Raw genomic sequence first — 24,423 nt, forward strand, 5'->3', positions numbered from 1 at the left:
TGAGATGAAACTGAATTTTAAAGGGAAACGAATTAAAAAGAATTTAATCGGTGTGATTAATAAAAAGAAATTGAAATACGGTTCTTACAGCATGTTTTTAACCGTTCTTGTTTTTGCAATTGCTGTGGTTGTAAATCTGCTGGCAGGGGAACTTCCTTCAAAATATACGCAAATTGATGTAAGTGAAGAAAAATTATATACGATTGGAGATCAGACAGAAGAGGTATTAAAGAATCTGGAAGAGGATGTAACCATATATCGGATTGTACAAAGCGGAAATGAAGATGAAACCATCACAAAGCTTCTGGAGAGATATGAAGACGCGTCTTCTCACATTAAAGTGGAGGAAAAAGATCCGGTAGTAAATCCCAGCTTTACAAGCAAATATACGCAGGATACTTTAACAGATAACAGTCTGATTGTAACCTGCCAGGATAAAAATAAGATTGTTGATTACAATTCTCTGTACGAACAAAGCATGGATTATACCAGTTATTCTTACAGTGTGACCGGATTCGACGGAGAAGGACAGATTACCAGTGCGATCGCTTATGTAACCAGTGAAGATCTGCCCAAACTTTATGTACTGGAAGGCCATGGAGAAAGTACTTTAAGTTCAACAATAGAAGAGTCCATTAAAAAGGATAATATAGACATAGAAACATTAAATCTGGTAAATGTAGGTGAAGTGCCGGAAGACACCGATTGTATTTTAATAAATTCTCCTCAGACGGATCTGTCAGAAAGCGAGAAGGAAGCGGTTTTAGACTACCTGGAAAGCGGCGGAAAAGCCCTTATTTTCTCAGACTATACCACATCTGAACTTACAAATTTTGATTCTCTCCTTGCAAATTACGGAGTGGAAAGGGTAGATGGGGTTATTTTCGAGGGGGATAACCAGCACTATGTTGCCCAAATGCCTTATTATCTGCTTCCAGAGATGAATGAATCTGAGATTACAACCAATTTAGTGTCCGATAATCGGTATATTCTTATGCCGGTAGCGCAGGGAATTAAGCAGTCAGAGGATGCGAGAGATACCTTAAATATTGTCAGTCTTCTTTCTACTACAGAGGATGCATATTCCAAGGTAAATACGGATTCCACAACGGTGGAGAAAGAAGAGGGAGATATTGACGGTCCCTTTGATATTGGAGTTTCCATCAGCGAAGAAGTGGATGATGGAAATTCGACACAAATTGTCTACTTTTCTTCTTCTGCTCTGATGCAGGAACAGATAGATCAGATGGTTTCAGGAAGTAATACTCAGTTAATTACAGATTCCTTAAGCTGGATGTGTAAACAGGAAGAGTCTGTATCCATACCGGTAAAAAGTGTAGAAACCTCCTATCTGACAATTACCGGATACGATGTGAGTTTCTGGTCAATAACTGCCATGATACTGATTCCCGGAGTGTTCCTGGTTACGGGATTTGTAATATGGCTGAAAAGGAGAAAAGCGTAGTGAAGAAAAAAGGGATAACTATAGGGATCGGAGTGGCGGTTTTACTTTTATTATTGATTTCTTATTTTATAGTTAAAAACAATGTAAAAGAGGAATCAGAGCAAGAGGAAGAACAGGCAGAGGAAATCGTTTCCATCGATCAGGAAGAGATTACTTCCATAAGTTTTACAATTGATGAATCGGAATATACGTTTGATAAAGGGGAAGGAGGATGGACAAATAAAGAAGATCCGGATTTTCCGGTTAATACAGATAAAATGGGTGAAATAACAGATGTTTTAAGCGCTGTTTCCACAACCAGAACACTGAAAGATGTGGATAACCTGGAAGAATATGGATTAACAGATCCTCTGAACAGGATAATTGTGGAAACTTCCGATGGAAATAAAAAGACATTAGAATTTGGTTCTCTCAATGAGGTTACCAGTGAATATTATATGACTGTGGACAAGGATGAGAGTACGGTCTATTTAGTAGAAGAAAGTGTTTATACGCCGTTTACCGGTGACTTATATGATTATGCGTCAGGAAATACTTATCCAAGTATTTCTTCTGACAGTATTACAGAAGTTCAGGTGGAGAAAACTGAGTCTCCCTATATGCTGAAGGAAGAGGAAGAAGTAACCAGCGGCTGGGTAACAGGAGCCATAGGAAATGAGGAACTGCAGACAGCCGATTCCGGTACAGTGTCTACTCTGTTGGCATCTGTCAGCGGACTTGCTTATCAGGATTTTGTTAATTATAACTGTGAAGATATGAGTGCCTATGGACTGGATCATCCAAATGCAGTTATAACAATAACATATGAAGAAGAGACATCCGGAGAAGATGAAGATTCACGTGAAACAAAGCAGGTAGTTTTAAAAGTTGGCTCACAGGATGAGAACAAAAATTACTATGTAAGCTTAAATGATTCTCAGGAAATTTACACAATGACAGGAACTTCTTTATCAGAAATAATTAATAAAAAACCCGTAGAACTGTACGATTTAACAGTGGCATATGCAGCAGAGAGCCAGCTCTCGAAAATAGATGTAACAGAAGAAGGGGATATGGTCTTTGAATTAAAACTGAAAAAAGAAGAAAACGAAGAATCGGAAGAAGAAACAGTAGAGGAGTATGAGTATTATTATAATGACAGGCAATTGGATAAGGATTTGAGCGATACCTTTTATAATGCTTTGACAAGTCTGACAGGAGAAAAGATTCTGGAAGAAGGCTATACACCTTCTGAGGCGGCAGAGTTTACCGTTTCCTATACGTTTACAGACAATTCCACATTAACGGTCAGCTTTTATCCGTACGATGAAAATTATTATGCAGGCATCAGCAGCAGCGGAAAAGTTTATTTGGTAAATAAGATGTCTTATAAAGATGTAAAAGAAGCCTTCGATAATCTGATAGAATCATAAGAAAGATAAAATAAGGGCTGCCGTATTTTACGGCAGCTCTTATTTTAAAAGAATATTCCCACTTGTTCCAGAAATCCTTCCGGATTCTCAATATGAGGAAGATGTTTTGAACGCTTAATAATGGCAGATTCAATGGCAGGATTGGCAGATGCATAAGAATCTATAATTGATTTGCCGGTTGGTTCTTCCTCGCCTTCAACAATAAAAATACTGTTATCAATAGATTTTAAACCATGAATAATATTAATATTCACATATTTGGATATGAGGCTTGCATAGAGGAACTTCGCACTGTTTCCGTTTCTATGGGCCGCTTCATAATAAGCATCCAGAACATCGGAATCCATGTGAAATGGATTATAATAATATTTTTCAATAAATAAATTATTAATCGAACTTTCACATGTCATCATGTTATAAATTAAAGTTCCGAATACCGGGAATTCAATCATAAATTTTAATAATTTACGACGTTTCGTAGGTGTCTGATTTAAAGAATGGAAAGAAGGTGGATTTACAAGCATTAACTTGTTGAAAATTTCCTTTTCATTGTGACAAGCCATAATTGCAAAGGAAGAAGATAAACCGCAGGCAATTACATCTGTCTTTTCCCCAATCACATTTTTTACGAAATCAGTAATCATCTGTACATAAATAAAATTCGTATATGTAATAGATGGCTTATCAGAACGTCCACATCCTAATAAATCAACACTGTATACTGTATGTTTCATAGATAAATTTTTTTCAATACGCTCCCATTCGTAAGAAGAGCCACCCGGAACTAAATCATGAATCAGTAAAATAGGAGTTCCTGATCCTGATTTGGTATAATAAATATCCCCAAATCTCCAGTTGAAATAGTTCTTTTCAGATACGCGCAGCATATCTTTAAAAATTGCAGAAGCAGCAATGATCTTATTAATTATATGAATAATAACAGTGGCAATTCCGAAAAGTATTGCTAAAGTAATTACACGATACTTATTCTTTTTCATCTTTTTAATACCTCCTTCAAAGATAGGCTACTCTTATTATACGCCAGAAATGAGAGGGATACAATGATTTTTTGCTTTTTTAAAAAATTGGAAAATAGTATTTTATAAAATGTTTCACGTGAAACATTGCCAAATAATTTTTGAAAAATGTCTTTTTTTTCTAATGTTTCACGTGAAACAATTATGGCGATAATGTATGAAAGGTGCTATAATAAAAACATCCTTATAAAAGGGAGGAATTTTAATTGGGAAGAGTTATTGCAATTGCTAATCAAAAGGGTGGAGTAGGAAAATCAACAACAGCAATTAACCTTTCTGCATGTTTGGCCGAAAAAGGTAAAAAAGTTCTGACTATTGACATTGATCCCCAGGGGAATACGACCAGTGGATTAGGAGTTGATAAAAACAATGTTGAAAATACATTGTATGAATTGTTGTTGGAAGAAAAGAAAGTTAAGGAATGCATTATCGGTCAGGTGATTGAAAATGTGGATTTGATTCCATCAAATGTGAATTTGTCAGGTGCGGAAATCGAGTTGATTGGCGTTGAAGACAAAGAGTACATATTAAAAAGGGCTGTTGACAAAGTTAAGAAAAAATATGATTATGTAGTAATGGATTGTCCTCCATCTCTTAGCATGTTGACCATTAACGCTTTATGTGCAGCCAATTCGGTATTGGTTCCGATTCAGTGTGAGTATTATGCACTGGAGGGATTATCACAGTTAATACATACAATTGAACTGGTGAAAGAAAGATTAAACCACAAATTGTTTATTGAAGGGGTAGTCTTTACCATGTATGATGCCAGAACCAATTTATCTCTTGAAGTAGTTGAAAATGTGAAGGAAAATTTGCAGCAAAATATTTATAAAACGATAATACCAAGAAATGTAAGGCTGGCAGAAGCCCCCAGTTACGGAAAACCTATAAATTTGTATGATACAAAATCGTCAGGAGCAGAAAGTTATCGGCTTCTGGCAGAAGAAGTAATGAACAGGGAGGGATGATAAAGAATGGCGCTTGGTAGAGGATTAAACGCACTAATCCCTGAAACTGGTTCCAAATCGGTGAAAGAAAAAGAAAAGAAGAGCAGCAATAGTCAAAAAGTTGTTGCAAAAGAAGAGAGCGAAGCAGCGTCAGGCGTGAAACAGATCAAACTGTCAAAAATTGAACCGAATCGAAATCAGCCCAGAAAGCAATTTGATGAAGACGCTTTGTTAGAGTTGGCAGAGTCCATTAAACAGTACGGAGTTTTACAGCCCCTCTTAGTATCAGACAAGAAAGAATATTATGAAATCATCGCAGGAGAGAGACGTTGGAGAGCCGCTAAAATGGCTGGTTTAAAAGAAGTTCCTGCTTTGATTAAAGAATTTTCCGCCCAGGAAGAAGTGGAGATTTCTTTAATTGAAAATATTCAGAGAGAAGACCTGAATCCGATTGAAGAAGCCCAGGCATACAAAAGACTTTTAGAAGAGTTTCATCTGCGTCAGGACGAGGTGGCAGAAAGAGTCTCTAAGAGCAGAACAGCAGTGACAAACTCTATGCGTTTGCTGAAGCTGGATGAAAAGGTGCAGCAAATGTTGATTGATGAGATGATTTCTTCCGGACATGCCAGGGCGCTTCTGGCAATTACTGACGGAAAGATGCAGGTAACCCTTGCAAACCGTATTTTCGATGAAAAACTGAGTGTGCGCGAAACAGAAAGACTGGTAAAAACTGTTTTAGATCCTAAAGAAAAGAAAAAAGCGCCGGTTAATTCCTCGGAAGACGCTATTTATGAAAGTCTGGAAGAAAAGATGAAGGGGATTATTGGCACAAAGGTATCAATTAACCGGAAAAAGAATCATAAGGGAAAAATAGAAATCGAATACTATTCACAGGAGGAATTAGAGCGTATAATAGATTTGTTTGAATCAATAAGATAAAGGGGCCGTTAATAGTATGATAGATAGTATAGGAATTGATACGGGAATTATCGCTTTTATATTACTGGTATTCGTGGTTATACTTTTAATATGTGTGGTAAGTTGTCATATGAGGCTGGGACGTCTGGAAAAAAGATATAAGATGTTTATGAAAGGAAAGGATGCACAGTCTTTGGAAAAGACTTTTGTGCGTAAATTTGCACAGGTAGACAAACTTTCTGAAATTAGTTCTGTGCAGTCTGAAAACATAATTTCCATACGAAAAGAAATGGATCGCATGTTTACAAAATACGGGGTAATCAAATACGATGCCTTTGATGATATGGGAGGCAAATTAAGTTTTGTTCTGGCATTGCTGGACAGCAGCAACTCAGGACTCATATTAAATGCCATACATAGCAGGGATAACTGTTTCCTTTATTTAAAGGAAATCGTAAAAGGAGAATCCTATGTCATGCTGAGTCAGGAAGAAGTAGAAGCTCTGCGTAAAGCGGTTCAGTTCGGAGTAGAAGAATTGGAAAATTCAGAGGAAAGCGTACAAAGAAGAGCACAGAAAAAAAGAAAAACAAGTAAAAGCGAAAAAACCGTTAAAAACAAAAAAGATGGAAATGATTAAATAATAGGAGGAACAAGATGTTAGATATAAAATTTGTAAGAGAAAATCCAGAGGTAGTAAAACAGAATATAAGAAACAAATTCCAGGACAGCAAATTGGAACTGGTAGATAAAGTTCTGGAACTGGATAAGGAAAATCGCGAGATTAAGCAGGAAGTAGAGGCTCTTCGTGCACAGAGAAATAAAATCTCCAAACAAATCGGAGCTCTGATGGGCCAGGGAAAAAGAGAAGAAGCAGAAGAAGTTAAGAAACAGGTAGCCGCATCTGCACAGCGTATCGAAGAACTGTCACAGAGAGAAAAAGAAGTAGAAGAAGAACTGTTAAAAGACATGATGATCATTCCCAATATTATCGATCCTTCTGTTCCTATCGGAAAAGATGACAGTGAGAATGTTGAGGTGCAGAAATACGGGGAACCAGTTGTTCCTGATTTCGAAATTCCTTATCATACAGAAATTATGGAAAAGTTCAATGGAATTGATTTGGACAGTGCAAGAAGAGTGGCAGGAAACGGATTCTATTATTTAATGGGAGACGTTGCGAGACTTCATTCTGCAATTATTTCTTATGCCCGTGATTTTATGATTAACAGAGGATTTACGTATTGTGTACCTCCTTTTATGATTCGCAGCAATGTAGTAACAGGAGTTATGAGCTTTGCAGAAATGGATGCGATGATGTATAAGATCGAAGGAGAAGACTTATATCTGATTGGAACCAGCGAACATTCTATGATAGGTAAATTCATCGATCAGATTATTCCGGAAGAACAGCTTCCTCAGACTCTGACCAGCTATTCTCCGTGTTTCCGGAAGGAAAAAGGAGCTCATGGAATTGAGGAAAGAGGCGTATACCGGATTCACCAGTTTGAGAAACAGGAAATGATTGTAGTCTGCAAACCGGAAGAAAGCCCCATGTGGTTTGATAAATTATGGCAGAACACCGTTGATTTATTCCGTTCTCTGGATATTCCGGTAAGAACTCTGGAATGCTGTTCCGGCGATTTAGCCGATTTAAAGGTGAAATCAGTGGATGTGGAAGCATGGTCTCCGAGACAGAAGAAATACTTTGAAGTGGGAAGCTGCTCTAATCTGGGTGACGCACAGGCCCGCCGGCTGAAAATCCGCGTAAACGGTGAAAAGGGCAAGTATCTTGCGCATACATTAAATAATACGGTAGTTGCACCGCCGAGAATGCTGATTGCATTTTTAGAGAATAATTTAAATGAGGATGGTACTGTTAATATTCCGGAAGTTCTGCAGCCATATATGGGCGGCATGACAAAAATAGAAACAAAATAATTCTATTTAAGAAGCTGACAATGAGACTGGAAGAAGGTGGCTCTTATGCATAGTTATTTAAAATCTGTGGGATTTTCCAATTTAAGTAAAAATGAACTAAAGGAAATTCTGGAAGATGTGGTAAACACATACGATGAAAAGTTAATAGTAGATACAAATCCGGAAACCCTATTTGCAGAGTTTTCTAAAAATTACGGATGTGACTGTGGAATTACGGTATGTGGAGAATACGATGAAAAGAATCAGTTCCATATGGAATATTATTTCCCATTTTTCAGAGGTACCGGAGTTACCACACAGGAACATATTGTGGTGGAGAAACATGCGGAAAAGGATTCGTATGCAGGAGCATGTGATGATTTAAGAATAGGAGTTACTCTGATATTCTATCTCCAGAATGCGGCTGAATATATGATAGAATATTATAAACAGAACGGAAAAGTTAATTCTTATCCCCTGACTTTATCAGGACTTGCAAAAGAGGGAAAAATACTTCTTCCTCTGCAGAAAGATAAAGAGCAGGTGAAAATTGAACAGGAAGCGTCCCAGAATCGGAATCATCTGATAGCTGCCGCAAGAAGCGGAGATGAAGAGGCTATGGAGAGTCTGACCATGGAAGATATGGATATGTATTCGATGATTTCCAGAAGGATTGCAACGGATGATGTTTTTACAATTGTGGACTCTTATTTTATGCCCTATGGGATTGAATGCGATCAGTATAACGTAATGGGCGAGATACTGGATATGATGAGCTTCAAAAATATTCTGACAGGAGAAGATATTTATCAGCTTACCATTGAAAGCAACGATATGCAGTTTGACATTTGTATTAATAAGAAAGATCTGCTGGGAGAACCGAAAGTGGGAAGAAGATTTAAGGGGATCTTATGGCTTCAGGGACAGCTTCAGATGTAATAGCTGCAAAAATTTGAAAACTGCTGGTGATAAGTCTTTTCACCAGCAGTTTTTTATGCTATAATAAAGACTCGTGAAGAAAGATTCTTCACCTGATAGGAAGTTCCCTTAGTTAAATGGATATAACAAGCGCCTCCTAAGTGTTTGGTAAGCGAACACCTCATGGAAGCAGGGACAGGCAGATTTGAGTACAAATCGGATCTGGTACGGAAACGAATTGAACAGGAGATGAACATGAAAAAGGTGTTCGCTTCACTGTCAAAGAAACAGAAAAAATTGTTGGTTACCAGTCATAAAAAATGGCTGTTACCATAGAATCGGTTATCTGACCGAGAGGCTGAAAACCCAGTGTTTAAGCCAAAAATCAGAGAATGTCTTCGTAGCTCAGCTGGATAGAGCACTCGCCTCCTAAGTGTTTGGTAAGCGAACACCTCATGGAAGCAGGGACAGGCAGATTTGAGTACAAATCGGATCTGGTACGGAAACGAATTGAACAGGAGATGAACATGAAAAAGGTGTTCGCTTCACTGTCAAAGAAACAGAAAAAATTGTTGGTTACCAGTCATAAAAAATGGCTGTTACCATAGAATCGGTTATCTGACCGAGAGGCTGAAAACCCAGTGTTTAAGCCAAAAATCAGAGAATGTCTTCGTAGCTCAGCTGGATAGAGCACTCGCCTCCTAAGCGAGGGGTCAGAGGTTCAAATCCTCCCGGAGACGGCAAATATAAGCGGGAATTATTAGCTGGAACGGCTGAATAATTACCCGCTTATTTCATTTTCTGGAGAGAAAAAAGGGTCTGACAGGAATGAAATCTCAGCTAATACACCGACAAAAATCGGCGGCTCCAGCTAATAAATATGCTCTGTGGCTAATACTTTTTTTCAGAGCGTTTAGCTAATATGAGTGCTCGGTTAGATGTCAGCCTGTGTTTTAGATAGTAAAAAAGAGAAAATGCTGGATAAACAGGCGGTACGTCATTACGGATTATCCGCAGAAAGCTGATACAATATTAATTACATGGATATGTCAAACGAGAAGCTCGTTTGGATCGGATTTATAAAAATCTGATCTGAACGGGCTTTTTGCGTATCAGAAGAAAGAAGGAGGAAGAATTGGAAGAAAAAGAGAAAGTCATTGAAATTGAGATCGAGAGGCTTCGCGATTTTAAGAAGCATCCATTTCAGGTCAGGGACGATAAAGAGATGTCGCTTCTAAAAGAAAGTATTCAAAATTACGGGATACTCAGTCCACTGATCGTTAGACCTGTCCTGGATGGTGTGTATGAGATTGTGGCAGGGCATAGAAGAAAATATGCGGCACAGCAATTGGGATATCGTAAGCTGCCCGTAATCATCCGGGTGATGTCCGATGACGAGGCGATTATTTCCATGGTGGATTCTAATTTGCAGCGGGAGCGGATCAGCTACAGCGAAAAAGCATTTGCCTATATGATGAAAAATGAGGCAATGAAAAGAAAAGGCGGTCGAAAGCGTAGCCAAATTGACCACAAATTCAAAGGGAAAAAGACAGTCGAGATTATTGGAGTGGAAGGCGGTGACAGCCCTAAGCAGGTTCAACGCTATATCAAGATTACAGAATTGATCCCGGAACTGCTCCAACAGTTGGATGATGAAATGATTGGATTTAATCCTGCAGTAGAGATCGCCTCTCTGAAGAAGGAAGAGCAAAAACAGCTTCTCGACGCTATGGATTATGCACAGTCTACGCCTTCACTGTCACAGGCGCAGCGGATGAAAAGGTTAAGCAAAGAAGGAAAGCTCACAAAAGAAAAGATGGAAGATATTATGAGTGAGATTAAGAAGGGAGAAATCTCCAGAGTGATTTTTACAAATGAACAGCTTCACCGATATTTCCCATCCAGTTATACACCGGAGAAAATGAAACGGGAAATCCTGGCAATATTAAAACTCTGGGCAGAACAATACTGGGAACAGTAATTGAGGAGGACAAAAAATGTGTAAGGTTATTTCAATAGCAAATCAGAAAGGCGGAGTCGCAAAGACTACTACTGCTGTAAATCTTGGCATTGGATTAGCAAGGAAAGGGAATAAAGTATTGCTTGTCGATACAGATCCGCAGGGAAGTCTGACTGCAAGCCTTGGATATGTCGAACCGGATGAAATTCCGGTTACTCTGGCAAACATCCTGACGGCTGTTATTAATGAGGAAGAAATCGATATGACAGATGGGATTCTTCATCATGAGGAAAATATAGATATCATGCCCGGCAATATTGAACTTTCTGCGTTGGAAGTGACAATGGGAAATGTTATGAGCAGGGAATTAATACTGAAGGATTATATCGATATGATGAGAGAACGATACGATTATATTTTGATCGATTGTATGCCAAGTCTTGGAATGATGACAATTAATGCTCTGGTGGCATCAGATTCAGTGCTTATCCCGGTTCAGGCTGCTTACCTTCCTGTAAAAGGACTTCAGCAGTTAATTAAAACAATCATGATGGTAAAGAAGAGGTTGAACCGTAAATTGAAAATCCAGGGAATTCTTCTTACTATGGTCGATTACAGAACAAATTATGCGAAAGATATTTCTTCTAAAGTACATGAAACATACGGATCAAGGATTGTTGTCTTTCAGAATACGATTCCTATGTCTGTAAAGGCTGCCGAAACAAGCGCAGAAGGAATAAGTATTTATGCACACTGTCCCAGGAGTAAAGTTGCAGAGGCATACAGAAATCTGACAGAGGAGGTTTTGGAAAATGAAAAATAGAAGCGGGGAAAAAGTTAAACTGACAAGTATTGACGAAATGCTTGGAGTTCTGAATGAAGAGTCGGCTATGGAGATAGAAATCAGCAGGATCCATAGTTTCAAGGATCATCCTTTTAAAGTTCTTGATGATGGAAAAATGCAGGATCTGGTAGACAGTGTAAAGGAAAATGGAGTACTTACTCCTGTATTGATCCGTCCAACGGCGAATGATCAATATGAAATGATATCCGGTCATCGTAGAATGCATGCAGCTGCTATCGCAGGTCTTACTACAATTCCGGCAATCATCAGAGAACTGTCAGATGATGAAGCGGTAATTGCAATGGTAGATGCCAATATTCAGAGGGAAGAACTACTTCCGAGTGAAAAGGCATTTGCTTTTAAAATGAAATTAAATGCAATGAAGAGACAAGCCGGGAGACCAACAAAAAATGCGTCCCAAAATGGGACAAATAAAAGATCGGATGAACTCCTCGCGAGTGAAGTAGGAATCAGTAGAAATCAGATACAGCGTTATATTCGTCTCACGGAACTTATACCGGAAATGCTCGAACTTGTTGATAAAAAGAAACTGCAATTCACGGTAGCTGTTGATATTTCATATCTCGACAGGGAAATCCAGAAATGGATTTATGAATATATCCGGGACAATGGTTTCATCAAGCCTGGACAGATTTCAGCATTGCGGAAACATCTTGAAACGGAAACAATCAGTCAGAATTTTATGATCTCGATATTTAATAATTGTATTGCTCCTAAAACCAAAAATAGAAAGGTGACAATTTCAGAGAAAAAACTCACGAAATATTTTCCGCTTGAATATTCGGAAGAGCAAATGGAACGGATAATCGTCAGTTTATTGGAAAAATGGAAGACGGAACAGGAGGGATGAAAAAATGGCGTTTCGGTATTTTTATGGAAAAGAGGCGGATCAATACTCTTTTATCCGCATTCCTAAACTGTTATTAACAGGCAAGGATTTCTCATCTCTGTCAATTATGGCTAAGATGTTATATGGTCTTCTGTTGGATCGAATGGGAATGGCATCAAAGAATAAATGGCTCGACAGAGAGAACAGAGTATATGTGATCTATCCTATTGCAGAAATCCAGCAGGATATGTGTATTTCAAGAAAAAAGGCGATGGAGATCCTTTCTGAATTGGAGGAAAAGGGACTTGTTGAGAAACAGATCCGAGGATCTGGACTGCCAAACCTTTTATATATTAAACAGTTTACAGCGGCTTGATCAGAGGTGCCGGAAATAGCACCTCTGAAATCCAGAAGAAAGGAGGAACATATGGAACAAAAAGTATCATTTAATTATTTTTACGGATCCCAGGCGGATCAGTATAGTTTTTACCGGATTCCAAAAGCGTTATTTAAGAATGATTACTTCCGCGGACTGTCCAGTGATGCGAAGATATTGTATGGGCTGATGTTGGACAGGATGTCTTTATCTATCAAGAACCAGTGGTTTGATCATGAAAACAGGGCTTATATATACTTTTCTATTGAAGATATTATGGAATTGCTGAATTGTGGCAGAAATAAAGCTGTAAAATCGCTGCAGGAGCTGGACAGTGAAAACGGGATTGGTCTAATCGAGAAGAAACGTCAGGGATTTGGCAAGACCAATATTATCTATGTAAAATCATTTATGATGGCAGACGAGGAAAAAACTGCGGAAGATATTCCATCAGATCAGGAGACAGAGCCACAGAAGTTTACAATTCAAACTTATGAGGGGGAAGAGTCAGATCAAGAAGTTTACAAAACAAACTTCAAGAAGTCCCAAAAACAAACTTCAAGAAGTCCTGAAAATAAACTTCAAGAAGTTTGCAAAACAAACTCTATTTATAATAATTTAAGTTATAATAAAGAGAATGATACTGAATCAGATCTAATCGGATCGTCTCAGATGCGATCCGCAGAAGGGATGACAACTATGCAGGCGTACGGAAGCCTGATCAAAGAGAATATTGACTATGATAATCTTCTGATCACCCATCCTTTTGAGCAGGAGCTGATCAATGGGATCTATGAGCTGATACTGGAGACAGTATTGTGTCAGAATGAAGAAATACTGATTGCCAGTAACCGGTATCCGGTGCAGTTTGTGAAAAGTAAATTTCTGAAACTTAAATATTCACACATCGAATATGTGATCGAATGTCTGAAAAAGAATACTTCAAAAGTCAAGAATATTAAGAAGTATATGCTGGCTGCATTATTTAATGCGCCTGCTACGATTGATGGTTATTATCAGGCTGAGGTAAATCACGATATGCCCCAGTTTGCCTGAGGGAGGAAAGGAGAAATCATGATAATTTTAAAATTAATTGAAAAACTGATATTGCTTCCGGTATGGATCATCTTGGCTCTGATCAGCCTTTGCATTAAGCTGACAGTCAATTTATATGGCTTTATAAAAGGGGTTTTTACTTTCCTGCTTATTCTTTTGATGATCGGAACGATTGTCTGTTATCAGGACTGGGTTCAGGTGGCGGCACTCTTGTGTATTGAAGCGGCAGCATTCTTGATTTTATTCTGTGCATGCTTTATCGAAGTAACGGTAGATATGCTGAGAGGATATGTGAGCGACAGGCTTTTGTCTTAGAAAGAAGGATGAATATGGCGTACATACATGAAATTTTAGGGAAAGCAAATATACGGAGTGTTGCGGATTTTCTGCTGTTTGGTCTGGGACCGGATGAAGATACAAGGAATTATGAGGAGAGAATAGACGAACTGTACGACAAGTTTGAAGATGCAGTAAAAAAGTATGATCCAAATCCCACGTCAGAACTTCTGGACCTTTCCAATGAGATCAGCAGTGAGACGGCTAGCGTATATACAGAAATAGGACTTCAGATGGGAATTCTACTTGTTGTCGATATGGCTGCTAATCTCAGGCGTGAAAAAGGTCAGTACAGGCATAATACGGAAATCGATTATGAGGCAGACGAACTTATAAATAAGCTTTATCAGATACAGGAAGGATCTGTATTTCAGGAAGCTTTGTATGATGATAAAGAATTTCAACAAGCAGATAAAGAGCTAAAAATAGTAGTTGAAAAGATGCAGGAGAACTTATCGGATTGTCGCAGAATGGACGTCATACAGGAACTGTATGATAAATTGGAGTGCATGATCCGGATATGCGGGAAGACGGCATATTGTCAGGGATTTCATGATGCAAACCGGTTATTTAATCTGTAAAAATAAACAGGCTCCACATTCATTGTGAATGGGGAGTCTGTTCATCAGATGATGTGTTCAGAATACATTGTCATCAGGATAATGAGTCATAATATCTTCAACATTGCAATTCAAAATATTACAGAGTTTATCAATCGTATTGACTTCTACATTCTGATTATGCCGTAATCGGTTTAGCTGAGAGCGGTTCATATGATACCGGGTATACAGATCATATTGTGTAATGTTCCGGGCTTTCATAGTTTCCCATAACTTGTCATATTTAATCATTTCAGTAAACTGCTTTCTATAGATTCATATTGCTATACAGATATTATTAGCGTAAAATAAGGGAAACAATAGTGTTCGTATACGGACACTACAGGAGAGTGCGTATATGAGAAAAGTAAAGATAATCCTGCCGATTCTGTTTCTTTTCACCGGCATTCTTTTATATCTGCAGTTTGGCCGGGATGTAGAAGTAATATCCACAACGAGTACAACCAGCGATCAGTTTTATGAACAGGGAATGACAGTAGTTGCCAATAAGCTTATCATTCCTGATAAAGTTGCTTTTGCAGAAAATCTTCTGGATCGGACCAGGCGAAATGATTTCAAAGAAGTTCTTTTTTCTTATGATGTATTAGGATATCCGGACAGGATAAAGATTAAGGTCTATCCTAATAGGATCTGCATGAAATTATGCAGAGGAAGTTGGAATATTGAATATGAAAATGGAGAAATGTGGCTATAAGAATTGTTGGTGGATTGGAGATATACATTGATTGATTTTTAGAAAATAGATATAATCAAACTAACAAATACGAATTTGAATATCAGTAAATTATGACCTCTCAACAGAGGTTACAGTGTTTTAATAAAATCCTCCAAAAGCCTTGAAAACAAAGGATTTATCGCAATGTGTTCGCCTTATCTCTTTATACGGTTACACACAAGTTTACTCTTTCCCTCCTTGCTCATAAGGGCAAATGCAAGGGCAAGAAAATCTCATAACAAAATATAACAGAGTGTGGCAATCGGAGAGCTGTGATGTATGTGCGAATATATTATAACGGAGGATTTTTCAATGGACAAGTACATTTACGATGATAAAAATGGTCTGTGGTATGAACTGCAAGGAGATTATTATATCCCATGTCTTATCTTACCAGCCGAAAAAGAACAGCCTATTGGTTTGTGGGGACAGCGGCACTTGCGGTATCTGAAAGAATACCGCCGAGCCACCTACATAACCTTGTTCACAAGCGGCAGGCTGAACAATTACCTTGCTGACATCGACAGGCAGGCGCAGGAGCGCATGGAAAGGCTCACAGAGCAGATGAAACGGGTGCAGGGTATTACGGAGCAGTTAAAGGCGGAAAACGCTTTGGAATGGACACAGAGAATGAATAACATACGGGCGTGTGCAAAGGAGATTGTGGAAAAAGAAATCATCTTTGCATAAGAAGACAGCGGTAGGATTTAGTTTTCCTACCGCTGTTTCACTTAAATCAAAAAAATATATTGACATTTTTCTATGTGTTGCATATAATAACACATAGACATTTATCTATAGGAGGTGATTGAGAGAGATGGATGAAAAAAGAATTGCGGCAATTTTCAAAGCGTTTTGTGATGAAAACCGCATTAGGATTATAAAACTGCTGCGTTCAGGTGAAAAATGTGCTTGCAAGTTGCTAGAAGAAATCAATGTCACGCAGCCTACGCTTTCCCACCATATGAAAATTCTTTGTGACGCTGAAATAGTTGTCGGGCGCAAAGAGGGAAAATGGACACACTATTCTATTTCAGAAAAAGGTGTGGAGCAGGCAAAAGAATGTTTGCGGCAGTTGACAACACTTGATGTTGAAAGCGAAAACAAGTCGTGCTGTGAAAAGTGAGGAAGTTTATTGATTGCTTTTCCGCACGGCTTATATTCGGGACGATAAATCGACATATTTCAATATAACTATATGAAAGGGGCTTTTTATGGAGACACTAAAAACAATTTGGGACTTTTTTCAAAATGAAGTCCTTGGTATGAACTGGCTGAATCGCCTCATTGAAACATTTTTGAACGCTTGCGGTTTAGATACCACGGGCAAAATAGGAGGAAGTGTTCAGTTTTTCATCTATGATACTGTAAAAATTATGGTACTGCTCGGCGTTTTGATTTTGATTATCTCGTATATTCAAAGTTATTTCCCGCCCGAAAGAACTAAAAAGATACTCGGCAGATTTCACGGAATATGGGCGAATATCATCGCCGCTCTGCTCGGTACGGTAACACCGTTTTGCTCGTGTTCTTCCATTCCGTTGTTTATCGGGTTTACAAGCGCAGGTTTGCCGCTTGGCGTTACATTCTCCTTTTTGATTTCTTCGCCGATGGTTGACCTCGGAAGCCTTGTCTTACTGATGAGTATTTTCGGCTGGAAAGTTGCTGTTTTATATGTAATATTCGGTTTGGTAATCGCTGTGGCTGGCGGAACGCTAATTGAAAAGTTGCACCTCGATAATCAAGTGGAAGAATATATCCGAAACGGTCACTCGATTGATGTTCCGCAGGAGGAACTGCATTTCAAAGACCGTATGAAATTTGCGTGGGAACAGGTTGTTGAAACCGCTAAAAAGGTTGCGCCTTATGTTCTGATCGGCGTGGGCATTGGTGCTTTCATTCACAACTGGATTCCTGAAGAATTTATTGTCAAAGCACTTGGCGAAAATAATCCGTTTGGTGTAATTCTTGCTACGATAGTCGGTATTCCGATGTATGCGGATATTTTCGGTACAATCCCGATTGCAGAAGCCCTGCTTGCAAAAGGAGCTTTGCTCGGCGTTGTTCTTTCCTTTATGATGGGCGTTACAACGCTCTCGCTCCCTTCAATGATTATGCTTCGCAAGGCAGTTAAGCCGAAACTGCTTGGTATTTTCATTGGAATATGTGCTGCTGGTATTATTATTGTAGGCTATCTTTTCAACGCAATACAATATTTAATTGTTTAATTTTAGGAGGTTATTATTATGGCATTATTTAACTTTGGAAAGAAAAAGGAAGAAGAAAAGAAAACACCTGCTTGCGCTTGTAGCTGCGGTTGTGCTGCCAGCGAAGCAGAAAGCATTACAAACGATTGCTGTCCTGATTTGAAAGAGGGAGAAATCTGCTGTATCAAAGTGTTAGGAGCAGGTTGTAAATCCTGTCACGAACAATTTGAATACACAAAGCAGGCGGTAAAGGATATGGGACTTTCCGTAGAGGTCGAATACATTACCGATATGCAGAAAGTAATGGAATACGGTGTTATGAGTATGCCTGCCCTTGTTGTCAACGAAAAGGTTGTTGCTATGGGTAAGGTTTTGAAAGCTGCTGATGTGGTTGCTCTGCTGCACAAGCTGGGGTTTTAACGATGGATAAGAAAAAGGTAGCCTTTATTTGTGTGCATAACTCCTGCCGCAGTCAGATTGCAGAAGCACTTGGAAAACATTTGGCGGGAGATAAGTTTGATTTCTATTCTGCCGGAACAGAAACAAAATCACAAATCAATCAGGACGCTGTGCGGCTTATGAAACAGCTTTATGGGATAGATATGGAGCAAAGCCAATATAGCAAGACGATTGATAAAATCCCTACGCCCGATATTGCGATTTCAATGGGGTGTGATGTCGGTTGTCCCTATATCGGTAGAGCGTTTGATGATAATTGGGGACTTCCCGATCCGACGGGCAAAAGTGATGAATGTTTTATACAGGTCATTGAGAGAATATCTCAAAAAATAAAAGACTTGAAATTAAAAAAGTAACATGAAAGCCACAGAATGGATATATTGCCCTATCTGCGGCAATAAAACTCGCACAATGATACGGGAAGATACAGAATTAAGAAACTTCCCTCTCTACTGTCCGAAGTGCAAAAAGGAAACAATCATCAATGCTCAGGATATGAAAGTCACGCTTGCAGAACACAAATAAGATTTTTATGTATGCCGCCGCATGGGTAATACCATAGCGGCGGTTTTTCGTGCCTATCGGCTGTCTCTGTCAAAGGATTTCTTTCTCTGTCTCGGTTGGTTTCTTTGCTTGCCCTCTGCCTGAAGCTGACGCAGGCGTTTCAGCACGCTCTCCCGTTCAGGCGGCTTTGCCTGCTCTTTTTGGGCAGGTTTCTGTTTTTCCCTGACCTGCCGCTCCCATGCGGCAAGGTCACGGTTGTACTGCTCCACAACAGCCTCTGCCTTGCGGTAGGTTGCCATGAACGCCTGCACATCGGGATAACCGTCCTCTTTCAGAACATCGGGCAGTTTGTCCAGCTTTTCAGCGATTTCCTTTTCTGTCCGCTGTATCTGCTCTGTGAGCGCCTTGCGCTCCTTACCCTTGAAAATCCCTTTTGTATCGGCAAGTTGCTGTTTCAGCTTCGGAAGTACCATATCCTGCAAATGCCGAATTTCTTTCGCCTTATCCTGCGCCTTTATCATCAGCTTTTGCATGGTACGGAATTCTGCCATATCTATTTCAAGGACAGGCTTCGGCGGCATATCGTGTTCACGGATTAAGTTTTGCAGAAAGTCCTTTGCCTTGCTGACGATACTGCGGAACAGACCCGGCAGCCAGCCCTTGGTTTTGATAGACTGGCTTGTTTTTTCGTGTATCTCTGTCCGCTTGACTTCTAAAATCTTTGCTTCGGAGATACCTGATAATAACGCCATATCCGCTGTCCTGTTCCATTCCTGCCTTGCGGCATTGTCGGCTTTGATTTCGTCCTCTTTGGGATTGTTCTTGCCGATTTTCTTGGTCGGCAGATAGACGCTGTTTTTATCAAATACCTTTAAGTGCTGCTCAGGATCAGAGATATGGCGGTTAATAAGTTCCGTATACACTTCCTTTGCTCTATATACATTTGTCTTTGTTTTTGATAATGGTATCGGGTGGAAAATTGCGTTAATTATTATTGGCTTGGGTTGGCTTATATCCGCTGTCTCCGGGTTTATAGAAAATTTGAAGAAATAGACAAAGCCTAAGTTGTTAGACTGACCAAAAAATCAGGGAGCATATCAAATTGATACGCTCCCGTTATTTTGCCAGAAATCTGCTGTTAAGACCTACCGGCATATTATAGTGCTGCCCCCGTTTCATGAGACTGTATAGTTTAAAGCTCATCAGTTCAGGAGTAGCATATAGTGAACTGCAGAAGCTGAAATAGTCCAGTTCCTCATTTTTTGATAGATCAGCCACGTCTTTATCGCTGATCAGAAGGTCGGCTGCGAATAGATTGGCCTGATATTCTGTCTCGTCTGTCATATTATAAAGACGGTTGTCTGACATGGGGGCCATTTTAAGCTGCTTCCGGTGCAGGACGATGTGTCCCAGCTCATGAGCCGCAACAATCCGTTTTTCTTCTTCTGAAAGGAAACTGCTGAACATGGCGTAGATAGTCTGACAGCTCATAAAGCAGTATCCTTTTAATCTAGCGTATGCCGATGTTTCCCCTACCACTGCCCCCAGCGCTTCCAGAAGTTCAATGGGATCCCTCGTCTTATATTTCCGGATCAGGTCATTCACTTTTTTATTAATATAATCGCTTGTCAAATCAATCACCCCGATCTGTTATCCCGTGAATGCGTATGGATATTACTGCGGATATAACAATACCATAAATGGTGTGTTATAAAATGGACTCAGTTTTCCGCGCCGGATGCATCATCCTGGCGGAGATATTTCTTGGGCGTGAATTTCTTTGCACGTTTCTTTGAATCCAGATAGAGCATCTGGATCTCATCCATGAAAGCCGTTTTATCGTCATCAGTCAGCTCCCCGCCGGCAAACATAGCGGCAGCCTGTTCCAGGATCTGCTGTGCCTGTTTTGCTCCTCTGGATCCATACTGTTCTGCGGCTTCTGTAATGAATGCTTCTCCTTCCGTCATCAGGTAGGAAATATCACATTCCAGTGTATCTGCCAGTTTCTGATACAGTTCGTGCTGTTTGGGATAACGTCCTTCTGCTTCCCAGCCGCGGATAGTCCGTGGAGAAACGCCAAGGGCATTTGCCAGTTGGGTTTGGTTCATGCCTTTTGATTTTCTCAGAGATTTGATTTTTTCACCGAACGCCATAACAATACCTCTTTTCTAAGCAATCTTCATGTATTGCACTTTGATTTCCCGACAAAAGAGGAAATCACTTTCCTAAAAAATCATCTTGCCTCTTGACAACCGGATAGTGGTTGCCTATAATGTGAATCACAAGGAAACGGCAAGTACTTGCCCATAATATAATCGAAATTTCCTGTTTTGTCAATTCTAATTATGGGAAATTGCCGGTTTTAAGACAATTTCTGGAAGAGGAAAGACGGAAATATCATATGAGAAAGAACACAGGCAAGTGGAACCGGAAAGGAAGGCGCTTATGGAACGGCAGAATTACTTTATATGCATTGACCTGAAGTCCTTCTACGCATCAGTAGAATGTGTAGAACGGAAGCTGGATCCATTTAAGACGAACCTTGTAGTGGCAGATCCGACAAGATCAAAATCGACTATATGTCTGGCGATCACTCCGGCAATGAAAAAACTGGGGGTGAAAAACAGATGCAGGATTCATGAAATCCCCGACAACATCCAATATATTACGGCAATGCCGAGGATGCAGCTGTATCTGGATTATTCTGCCAGGATCTACAGCATTTATCTTCGCTATGTTTCAAAGGAAGATATCCATGTGTACAGTGTGGATGAATGCTTTCTGGATGTAACAGAGTATCTTCGTCTGTACCAGATGGATCCAAAGGAAATGGCTGTGGAACTGATGCGCGCGGTTATGCAGGAGACAGGGATCACAGCGACTGCCGGGGTGGGAACAAACCTTTACCTGGCGAAAATTGCAATGGATATCCTGGCGAAGCATGCGGAAGATCATATCGGGGTATTGGATGAGTTGTCTTTCCGCGAAAAGTTGTGGGACCATCAGCCGCTTCGTGATTTCTGGATGATCGGTTCCCGTACAGAAAGGAAACTGGCAGGCTATGGAATTCATACGATGGGAGATCTTGCGTTGGCATCCATTACTTCTGAGGATCTACTCTATAAGATCTTTGGCATTGATGCTGAGTTGATGATCGACCACGCCTGGGGGAGAGAGACCTGCAGGATGAAGGATATCAAGAACTACCGGACAGAAGAGCACAGTCTGTCCAACGGACAGGTTCTTATGAGAAATTATGAATTTGAAGAGGGGGCTGTGATCGCCAGGGAAATGACGGATGTGCTGGTGCTGGATCTGGTAGATAAAGGACTGGTGACAAATTCTGTCACTCTCTGGATCGCATACGACCATCGGCTTGAACATGATCCATCAAAGGGAACTGTCAGATTCGCAGAAGCGACTAATAGTTCTGAGCGGATCATTCATGCAGTGGAGAAGTTGTATCAGAGGATCGCGGATCGCCATACTGGGATCCGGAGAGTGGAAATCTGTGCCAACAGAGTAGTTCCGGAGAGCTTTGTTCAGTACGATCTGTTCTCCGATCCGGAACAGCAGGAAAAAGAAAGAAACCTGCAGCTGGCTATACTGGAGATTAAGAGAAGATATGGCAGGAATGCAGTCATGCGTGGCTCCAATCTTCTGGCCTGTTCTACTTACAGGGAAAGAAATAATCAGATTGGCGGCCACCGGGCATAAGGAGGTGATGGCTGTGATGACGGCAGCATACCGTAAAATCATACATTTGCCGCGTCCGACATCCGGGAGAACTCCGATGGCGGTAGAGCGGAGGGCAAAACAGTTTGCTCCATTTGCCGCATTAAAAGGATTTGAGGATGCGGTCAGGGAAAAGGAGATTATCTATGAACCAAGAAGAATTTTATCGGAGGAGAGGAAAAATGAACTGGACATGAAATTAAGGATGCTGAAACCGGGCATGGAGATCCAGGTGGAGTATTTTACCGGGAATCCGTTGCTTCCGGGATTTGGAAGATATCATACAGTGAAAGGGGATGTTGCTTTTTTTGATCCGTCAGTTGGTTTGCGGATCGGAGATACAGAGATAGAGATCCGGGATATCTGTGAGATGTCCGGGGATGTTTTTGAAGTATTGGAAATGCCCTGTTAGAGGGATATCCGCAGAAATCTATGGTACTGTCCGGCGTGTGGGAGCCGGATAAAGGCTGCGGTGGAAGCGGCAGACCGACAAAGCAGGTCTGAAATGAATATCATGTGTGTCCGCGCAGCTTTGGCGCTATTCGGAATGGGCAGCATGAGAGCTCATGAAGCGGATTTGATTTCCCTTGATCCGTTGAGTAATAAATGAAATTCTTATTGCTTGAAGGAGGAACTTATGGGATCAGATAATTATAAATGGCATATTCACTGCCCTGTATGCGGAGCTTTTCTGGAGAAAAGTTCCCAGTGTGATTCGGAGGTGGATTGTAAAAAATGTAAAAGCACACTGGAAGTACTGGTAAAGGAAGATATTGTTTCTGTCCGTCCCATGATCATCAGGGATGAGCAGCTCAAAGCAAGGATGCGGGTCTATGCACAGAGGATCAGATCCGGATCTGGAAAGAAAAAAGAAACAGAATAGAATGAGATATCCGTTAGAGCGGTGAATTTGGCTGGAACCATCAGGACGGCGGCGGATATCAAGAGTTTGTCAAGGAGCTGAACCTGACCAGAATCACTAAGAGCCCGGCAAAACATCTATGGTTGCGACACAGAAAAAGAAATTATTTTGTGTCTGGAAATCAATCATATTTGTTTTGCCGGTTTTTTTATGCAAAAAATAAAAAAATTTAGTTTTCGACACTGTAAAAAGTGCTGTTTTCCTTTCTATTAATGAGGAGGTGAAAAAGGAGCTTCGGACTCCCGTTCAAAAAAAACGGGTGAGTCCGAGGCTGTTTGTGCTGCAGAGAATTGGGAGAAAAGAAACGGTAATGTTTCTTAATCCGGGACCACCCGGAGCCGGAAGGCAGAAAGGTGGTCTATATGATGACATTAAAAGAATTAAAAAACCTGGTGAAACCTGCAGATCCTAAAAAGAGAGTGCCTTGTGCGGTATCGCTGAAACAGTCCGGAGCCCGTATCGTGGTCCGGGAGGCGGTCGGACTTGGTGCAGATATTACTGTTTACGCAAATGGATATGTACTTTATCAGGAGGGGGAAAAGACGACTGTTTTTCCGCTGCATGCATGCAGCGCATATGGTTATCAGTCTGTTACCGGGCAGCAGAAGATATTTCGGTCTGAATTTTTTGACAATGAAAACTGGTATGTACGTCTTCTGATGGAAGCCTCCGATCTGATGGAGAGAAATCAGGAAAAGATACTCTCTAATCATAATGTATGTTCATATAACCCGTTTTCGGAAGAGTGGAAAGAATTAAAGGATCAGGAGCAGGATGTTTTAGAACGGCTTGTGGAAAGAGAAATGTTTCGTGACCTTATGAGTGTTCTGACAGAAAAGCAGAAAAAAGCTGTTACGTTGTATTATCTGGAAAACATGAAGCAGGAAGACGTTTGTGCGGAAATGGGCATCGCTCAGCAGAGCGTTTCTAATATGATCAAAAGAGCTGTATCTGCTATGAAAAAGCGTCTGGAAGAAACAGAAAATAAAAAAATTTGATATTCGACGCTGTAAAAAGGGCTGTTTTCCTTTCTATATGTGAAGGAGTTAAAAAACTCCTGCGCACCTTGAAAAGTGAACAGCCTGCCCAGAGTGATATCTGGCTTGAATGTGCATCCTGCGCGTCCTGTCAGAGGCAACGTCCCGGTTATACGGAAACCGGTACAGGAACGGATCTGGGGAAGAGAACAGGAAAACCTTAAATAAAAATCATTGTCTGATTT

Annotated in this window: 32 protein-coding genes and 1 tRNA gene; 28 read left to right on the forward strand and 5 right to left on the reverse strand. The window is 40.2% G+C overall.

Going from position 1 to position 24,423, the window contains the following annotated elements; genetic code table 11:
- Positions 1–4: 4 nt before the first annotated feature.
- Positions 5–1,465: a GldG family protein gene (locus tag B5F53_RS13770; RefSeq protein WP_087224379.1), complete on the forward strand. Its 1,461-nt coding sequence runs from the start codon at positions 5–7 to the stop codon at positions 1,463–1,465.
- Positions 1,465–2,877, forward strand: a complete 1,413-nt coding sequence (locus B5F53_RS13775; protein WP_162610613.1) for a DUF4340 domain-containing protein — start codon at positions 1,465–1,467, stop codon at positions 2,875–2,877. The genes B5F53_RS13770 and B5F53_RS13775 overlap by 1 nt, the downstream gene beginning before the upstream one ends.
- Positions 2,878–2,921: 44 nt before the next feature.
- On the opposite strand, the gene B5F53_RS13780 is transcribed toward B5F53_RS13775, so the two are convergent.
- Positions 2,922–3,875 carry an alpha/beta fold hydrolase gene (locus B5F53_RS13780; RefSeq protein ID WP_087224383.1) on the reverse strand — a complete coding sequence of 318 codons (954 nt, stop codon included), beginning with the start codon at positions 3,873–3,875 and terminating at the stop codon, positions 2,922–2,924.
- A gap of 245 nt (positions 3,876–4,120) precedes the next feature.
- Here B5F53_RS13780 and B5F53_RS13785 point away from each other — a divergent pair, with 245 nt between their 5' ends.
- The 15 genes from B5F53_RS13785 (at position 4,121) to B5F53_RS13845 (ending at position 14,620) form a co-directional block, all read left to right on the forward strand.
- Positions 4,121–4,885 carry a ParA family protein gene (locus B5F53_RS13785; RefSeq protein WP_087224385.1) on the forward strand — a complete coding sequence of 255 codons (765 nt, stop codon included), beginning with the start codon at positions 4,121–4,123 and terminating at the stop codon, positions 4,883–4,885.
- Positions 4,886–4,891: 6 nt separating this feature from the next.
- Positions 4,892–5,803: a ParB/RepB/Spo0J family partition protein gene (locus B5F53_RS13790; protein ID WP_087224387.1), complete on the forward strand. Its 912-nt coding sequence runs from the start codon at positions 4,892–4,894 to the stop codon at positions 5,801–5,803.
- 16 nt (positions 5,804–5,819) lie between these two features.
- On the forward strand, positions 5,820–6,419 hold the full coding sequence (locus B5F53_RS13795; RefSeq protein WP_087224389.1) for a DUF4446 family protein: 600 nt from the start codon (positions 5,820–5,822) through the stop codon (positions 6,417–6,419).
- Positions 6,420–6,436: 17 nt separating this feature from the next.
- Positions 6,437–7,720: a serine--tRNA ligase gene (serS, locus tag B5F53_RS13800; protein ID WP_087224391.1), complete on the forward strand. Its 1,284-nt coding sequence runs from the start codon at positions 6,437–6,439 to the stop codon at positions 7,718–7,720.
- 45 nt (positions 7,721–7,765) lie between these two features.
- The gene (locus tag B5F53_RS13805; RefSeq protein ID WP_087224392.1) at positions 7,766–8,638 is read left to right on the forward strand and encodes a DUF3881 family protein; all 873 of its coding nucleotides are present in this window, start codon (positions 7,766–7,768) and stop codon (positions 8,636–8,638) included.
- Between the two features lie 162 nt (positions 8,639–8,800).
- Positions 8,801–8,953, forward strand: coding sequence for a hypothetical protein (locus tag B5F53_RS19930; RefSeq protein WP_162610614.1), 153 nt, complete (start codon positions 8,801–8,803; stop codon positions 8,951–8,953).
- A gap of 119 nt (positions 8,954–9,072) precedes the next feature.
- Positions 9,073–9,225 carry a hypothetical protein gene (locus tag B5F53_RS19935; RefSeq protein WP_162610614.1) on the forward strand — a complete coding sequence of 51 codons (153 nt, stop codon included), beginning with the start codon at positions 9,073–9,075 and terminating at the stop codon, positions 9,223–9,225.
- 58 nt (positions 9,226–9,283) lie between these two features.
- Positions 9,284–9,357, forward strand: a tRNA-Arg gene (locus B5F53_RS13810).
- A gap of 395 nt (positions 9,358–9,752) precedes the next feature.
- Positions 9,753–10,598, forward strand: coding sequence for a ParB/RepB/Spo0J family partition protein (locus B5F53_RS13815; RefSeq protein ID WP_242970326.1), 846 nt, complete (start codon positions 9,753–9,755; stop codon positions 10,596–10,598).
- Positions 10,599–10,614: 16 nt separating this feature from the next.
- Positions 10,615–11,400 (forward strand): ParA family protein, encoded by a 786-nt coding sequence (locus B5F53_RS13820; RefSeq protein WP_087224394.1) that lies wholly within the window; start codon positions 10,615–10,617, stop codon positions 11,398–11,400.
- Positions 11,390–12,292, forward strand: coding sequence for a ParB/RepB/Spo0J family partition protein (locus tag B5F53_RS13825; protein ID WP_087224396.1), 903 nt, complete (start codon positions 11,390–11,392; stop codon positions 12,290–12,292). Before B5F53_RS13820 ends, B5F53_RS13825 begins: the two co-directional genes overlap by 11 nt.
- 4 nt (positions 12,293–12,296) lie before the next feature.
- A complete protein-coding gene (locus B5F53_RS13830) occupies positions 12,297–12,647 on the forward strand; it encodes a replication initiator protein A (RefSeq protein ID WP_087224398.1) in 351 nt (116 codons plus the stop codon).
- Positions 12,648–12,698: 51 nt separating this feature from the next.
- Positions 12,699–13,703, forward strand: a complete 1,005-nt coding sequence (locus tag B5F53_RS13835) for a DUF6017 domain-containing protein (RefSeq protein WP_087224400.1) — start codon at positions 12,699–12,701, stop codon at positions 13,701–13,703.
- A gap of 18 nt (positions 13,704–13,721) precedes the next feature.
- The gene (locus B5F53_RS13840; protein WP_087224402.1) at positions 13,722–14,018 is read left to right on the forward strand and encodes a hypothetical protein; all 297 of its coding nucleotides are present in this window, start codon (positions 13,722–13,724) and stop codon (positions 14,016–14,018) included.
- 14 nt (positions 14,019–14,032) lie between these two features.
- Positions 14,033–14,620, forward strand: coding sequence for a hypothetical protein (locus B5F53_RS13845; protein ID WP_087224404.1), 588 nt, complete (start codon positions 14,033–14,035; stop codon positions 14,618–14,620).
- A 57-nt stretch (positions 14,621–14,677) separates the two neighbouring features.
- Here B5F53_RS13845 and B5F53_RS13850 read toward each other — a convergent pair whose 3' ends face one another.
- Positions 14,678–14,890, reverse strand: coding sequence for a helix-turn-helix domain-containing protein (locus tag B5F53_RS13850; protein WP_087224406.1), 213 nt, complete (start codon positions 14,888–14,890; stop codon positions 14,678–14,680).
- A gap of 106 nt (positions 14,891–14,996) precedes the next feature.
- Here B5F53_RS13850 and B5F53_RS13855 point away from each other — a divergent pair, with 106 nt between their 5' ends.
- The 7 genes from B5F53_RS13855 (at position 14,997) to B5F53_RS13885 (ending at position 18,565) form a co-directional block, all read left to right on the forward strand.
- Entirely contained in the window at positions 14,997–15,353 is a 357-nt protein-coding gene (locus B5F53_RS13855; RefSeq protein ID WP_087224408.1) for a hypothetical protein, read from the forward strand.
- Between the two features lie 333 nt (positions 15,354–15,686).
- The gene (locus B5F53_RS13860) at positions 15,687–16,064 is read left to right on the forward strand and encodes a TnpV protein (RefSeq protein WP_002586617.1); all 378 of its coding nucleotides are present in this window, start codon (positions 15,687–15,689) and stop codon (positions 16,062–16,064) included.
- A gap of 127 nt (positions 16,065–16,191) precedes the next feature.
- On the forward strand, positions 16,192–16,500 hold the full coding sequence (locus B5F53_RS13865) for an ArsR/SmtB family transcription factor (protein ID WP_002586618.1): 309 nt from the start codon (positions 16,192–16,194) through the stop codon (positions 16,498–16,500).
- Positions 16,501–16,588: 88 nt separating this feature from the next.
- The gene (locus B5F53_RS13870; RefSeq protein ID WP_087224410.1) at positions 16,589–17,602 is read left to right on the forward strand and encodes a permease; all 1,014 of its coding nucleotides are present in this window, start codon (positions 16,589–16,591) and stop codon (positions 17,600–17,602) included.
- An 18-nt stretch (positions 17,603–17,620) separates the two neighbouring features.
- Positions 17,621–18,001, forward strand: coding sequence for a thioredoxin family protein (locus tag B5F53_RS13875; protein ID WP_074141146.1), 381 nt, complete (start codon positions 17,621–17,623; stop codon positions 17,999–18,001).
- A 2-nt stretch (positions 18,002–18,003) separates the two neighbouring features.
- Positions 18,004–18,396, forward strand: a complete 393-nt coding sequence (locus B5F53_RS13880; protein ID WP_087224412.1) for an arsenate reductase ArsC — start codon at positions 18,004–18,006, stop codon at positions 18,394–18,396.
- A gap of 1 nt (position 18,397) precedes the next feature.
- Complete coding sequence (locus tag B5F53_RS13885; protein ID WP_076776066.1) at positions 18,398–18,565, forward strand: cysteine-rich KTR domain-containing protein; 168 nt, start codon at positions 18,398–18,400, stop codon at positions 18,563–18,565.
- 53 nt (positions 18,566–18,618) lie between these two features.
- On the opposite strand, the gene B5F53_RS13890 is transcribed toward B5F53_RS13885, so the two are convergent.
- The 3 genes from B5F53_RS13890 to B5F53_RS13900 form a co-directional block, all read right to left on the reverse strand.
- Positions 18,619–19,467 carry a hypothetical protein gene (locus tag B5F53_RS13890; RefSeq protein ID WP_330396212.1) on the reverse strand — a complete coding sequence of 283 codons (849 nt, stop codon included), beginning with the start codon at positions 19,465–19,467 and terminating at the stop codon, positions 18,619–18,621.
- Between the two features lie 193 nt (positions 19,468–19,660).
- Positions 19,661–20,185: an ImmA/IrrE family metallo-endopeptidase gene (locus B5F53_RS13895; RefSeq protein ID WP_242970327.1), complete on the reverse strand. Its 525-nt coding sequence runs from the start codon at positions 20,183–20,185 to the stop codon at positions 19,661–19,663.
- Between the two features lie 80 nt (positions 20,186–20,265).
- A complete protein-coding gene (locus tag B5F53_RS13900; RefSeq protein ID WP_087224414.1) occupies positions 20,266–20,697 on the reverse strand; it encodes a helix-turn-helix domain-containing protein in 432 nt (143 codons plus the stop codon).
- Between the two features lie 292 nt (positions 20,698–20,989).
- Between B5F53_RS13900 and B5F53_RS13905 the strand changes: the two genes are divergently transcribed.
- From B5F53_RS13905 to B5F53_RS13920, 4 genes are all read left to right on the forward strand, one after another.
- Positions 20,990–22,261 (forward strand): Y-family DNA polymerase, encoded by a 1,272-nt coding sequence (locus B5F53_RS13905; RefSeq protein ID WP_087224416.1) that lies wholly within the window; start codon positions 20,990–20,992, stop codon positions 22,259–22,261.
- A gap of 16 nt (positions 22,262–22,277) precedes the next feature.
- Entirely contained in the window at positions 22,278–22,691 is a 414-nt protein-coding gene (locus B5F53_RS13910; RefSeq protein WP_242970328.1) for a hypothetical protein, read from the forward strand.
- Between the two features lie 225 nt (positions 22,692–22,916).
- Complete coding sequence (locus tag B5F53_RS13915; protein WP_087224418.1) at positions 22,917–23,162, forward strand: hypothetical protein; 246 nt, start codon at positions 22,917–22,919, stop codon at positions 23,160–23,162.
- Between the two features lie 401 nt (positions 23,163–23,563).
- Complete coding sequence (locus B5F53_RS13920; RefSeq protein ID WP_087224421.1) at positions 23,564–24,199, forward strand: sigma-70 family RNA polymerase sigma factor; 636 nt, start codon at positions 23,564–23,566, stop codon at positions 24,197–24,199.
- Positions 24,200–24,423 lie beyond the last annotated feature (224 nt).

Origin of the sequence: Blautia sp. An249 (assembly GCF_002159835.1) — a bacterium.
Classification (GTDB): domain Bacteria; phylum Bacillota; class Clostridia; order Lachnospirales; family Lachnospiraceae; genus Blautia_A; species Blautia_A avistercoris.

Bases quoted from the DNA above. Each gene is read 5' to 3' on its own strand.
- B5F53_RS13805 (WP_087224392.1), top strand. From the start codon at position 7,766: ATGCATAGTTATTTAAAATCTGTGGGATTTTCCAATTTAAGTAAAAAT.
- B5F53_RS13915 (WP_087224418.1), top strand. From the start codon at position 22,917: ATGGGATCAGATAATTATAAATGGCATATTCACTGCCCTGTATGCGGA.
- B5F53_RS13845 (WP_087224404.1), top strand. From the start codon at position 14,033: ATGGCGTACATACATGAAATTTTAGGGAAAGCAAATATACGGAGTGTT.
- B5F53_RS13850 (WP_087224406.1), bottom strand. From the start codon at position 14,890: ATGATTAAATATGACAAGTTATGGGAAACTATGAAAGCCCGGAACATT.
- B5F53_RS13835 (WP_087224400.1), top strand. From the start codon at position 12,699: ATGGAACAAAAAGTATCATTTAATTATTTTTACGGATCCCAGGCGGAT.
- B5F53_RS19935 (WP_162610614.1), top strand. From the start codon at position 9,073: ATGGAAGCAGGGACAGGCAGATTTGAGTACAAATCGGATCTGGTACGG.
- B5F53_RS13870 (WP_087224410.1), top strand. From the start codon at position 16,589: ATGGAGACACTAAAAACAATTTGGGACTTTTTTCAAAATGAAGTCCTT.
- B5F53_RS13865 (WP_002586618.1), top strand. From the start codon at position 16,192: ATGGATGAAAAAAGAATTGCGGCAATTTTCAAAGCGTTTTGTGATGAA.
- B5F53_RS13795 (WP_087224389.1), top strand. From the start codon at position 5,820: ATGATAGATAGTATAGGAATTGATACGGGAATTATCGCTTTTATATTA.
- B5F53_RS13855 (WP_087224408.1), top strand. From the start codon at position 14,997: ATGAGAAAAGTAAAGATAATCCTGCCGATTCTGTTTCTTTTCACCGGC.
- B5F53_RS13830 (WP_087224398.1), top strand. From the start codon at position 12,297: ATGGCGTTTCGGTATTTTTATGGAAAAGAGGCGGATCAATACTCTTTT.
- B5F53_RS13780 (WP_087224383.1), bottom strand. From the start codon at position 3,875: ATGAAAAAGAATAAGTATCGTGTAATTACTTTAGCAATACTTTTCGGA.
- B5F53_RS13840 (WP_087224402.1), top strand. From the start codon at position 13,722: ATGATAATTTTAAAATTAATTGAAAAACTGATATTGCTTCCGGTATGG.
- B5F53_RS13885 (WP_076776066.1), top strand. From the start codon at position 18,398: ATGAAAGCCACAGAATGGATATATTGCCCTATCTGCGGCAATAAAACT.
- B5F53_RS13860 (WP_002586617.1), top strand. From the start codon at position 15,687: ATGGACAAGTACATTTACGATGATAAAAATGGTCTGTGGTATGAACTG.
- B5F53_RS13880 (WP_087224412.1), top strand. From the start codon at position 18,004: ATGGATAAGAAAAAGGTAGCCTTTATTTGTGTGCATAACTCCTGCCGC.
- serS (WP_087224391.1), top strand. From the start codon at position 6,437: ATGTTAGATATAAAATTTGTAAGAGAAAATCCAGAGGTAGTAAAACAG.
- B5F53_RS13825 (WP_087224396.1), top strand. From the start codon at position 11,390: ATGAAAAATAGAAGCGGGGAAAAAGTTAAACTGACAAGTATTGACGAA.
- B5F53_RS13910 (WP_242970328.1), top strand. From the start codon at position 22,278: ATGACGGCAGCATACCGTAAAATCATACATTTGCCGCGTCCGACATCC.
- B5F53_RS13905 (WP_087224416.1), top strand. From the start codon at position 20,990: ATGGAACGGCAGAATTACTTTATATGCATTGACCTGAAGTCCTTCTAC.
- B5F53_RS13875 (WP_074141146.1), top strand. From the start codon at position 17,621: ATGGCATTATTTAACTTTGGAAAGAAAAAGGAAGAAGAAAAGAAAACA.
- B5F53_RS13770 (WP_087224379.1), top strand. From the start codon at position 5: ATGAAACTGAATTTTAAAGGGAAACGAATTAAAAAGAATTTAATCGGT.
- B5F53_RS19930 (WP_162610614.1), top strand. From the start codon at position 8,801: ATGGAAGCAGGGACAGGCAGATTTGAGTACAAATCGGATCTGGTACGG.
- B5F53_RS13900 (WP_087224414.1), bottom strand. From the start codon at position 20,697: ATGGCGTTCGGTGAAAAAATCAAATCTCTGAGAAAATCAAAAGGCATG.
- B5F53_RS13920 (WP_087224421.1), top strand. From the start codon at position 23,564: ATGATGACATTAAAAGAATTAAAAAACCTGGTGAAACCTGCAGATCCT.
- B5F53_RS13820 (WP_087224394.1), top strand. From the start codon at position 10,615: ATGTGTAAGGTTATTTCAATAGCAAATCAGAAAGGCGGAGTCGCAAAG.
- B5F53_RS13790 (WP_087224387.1), top strand. From the start codon at position 4,892: ATGGCGCTTGGTAGAGGATTAAACGCACTAATCCCTGAAACTGGTTCC.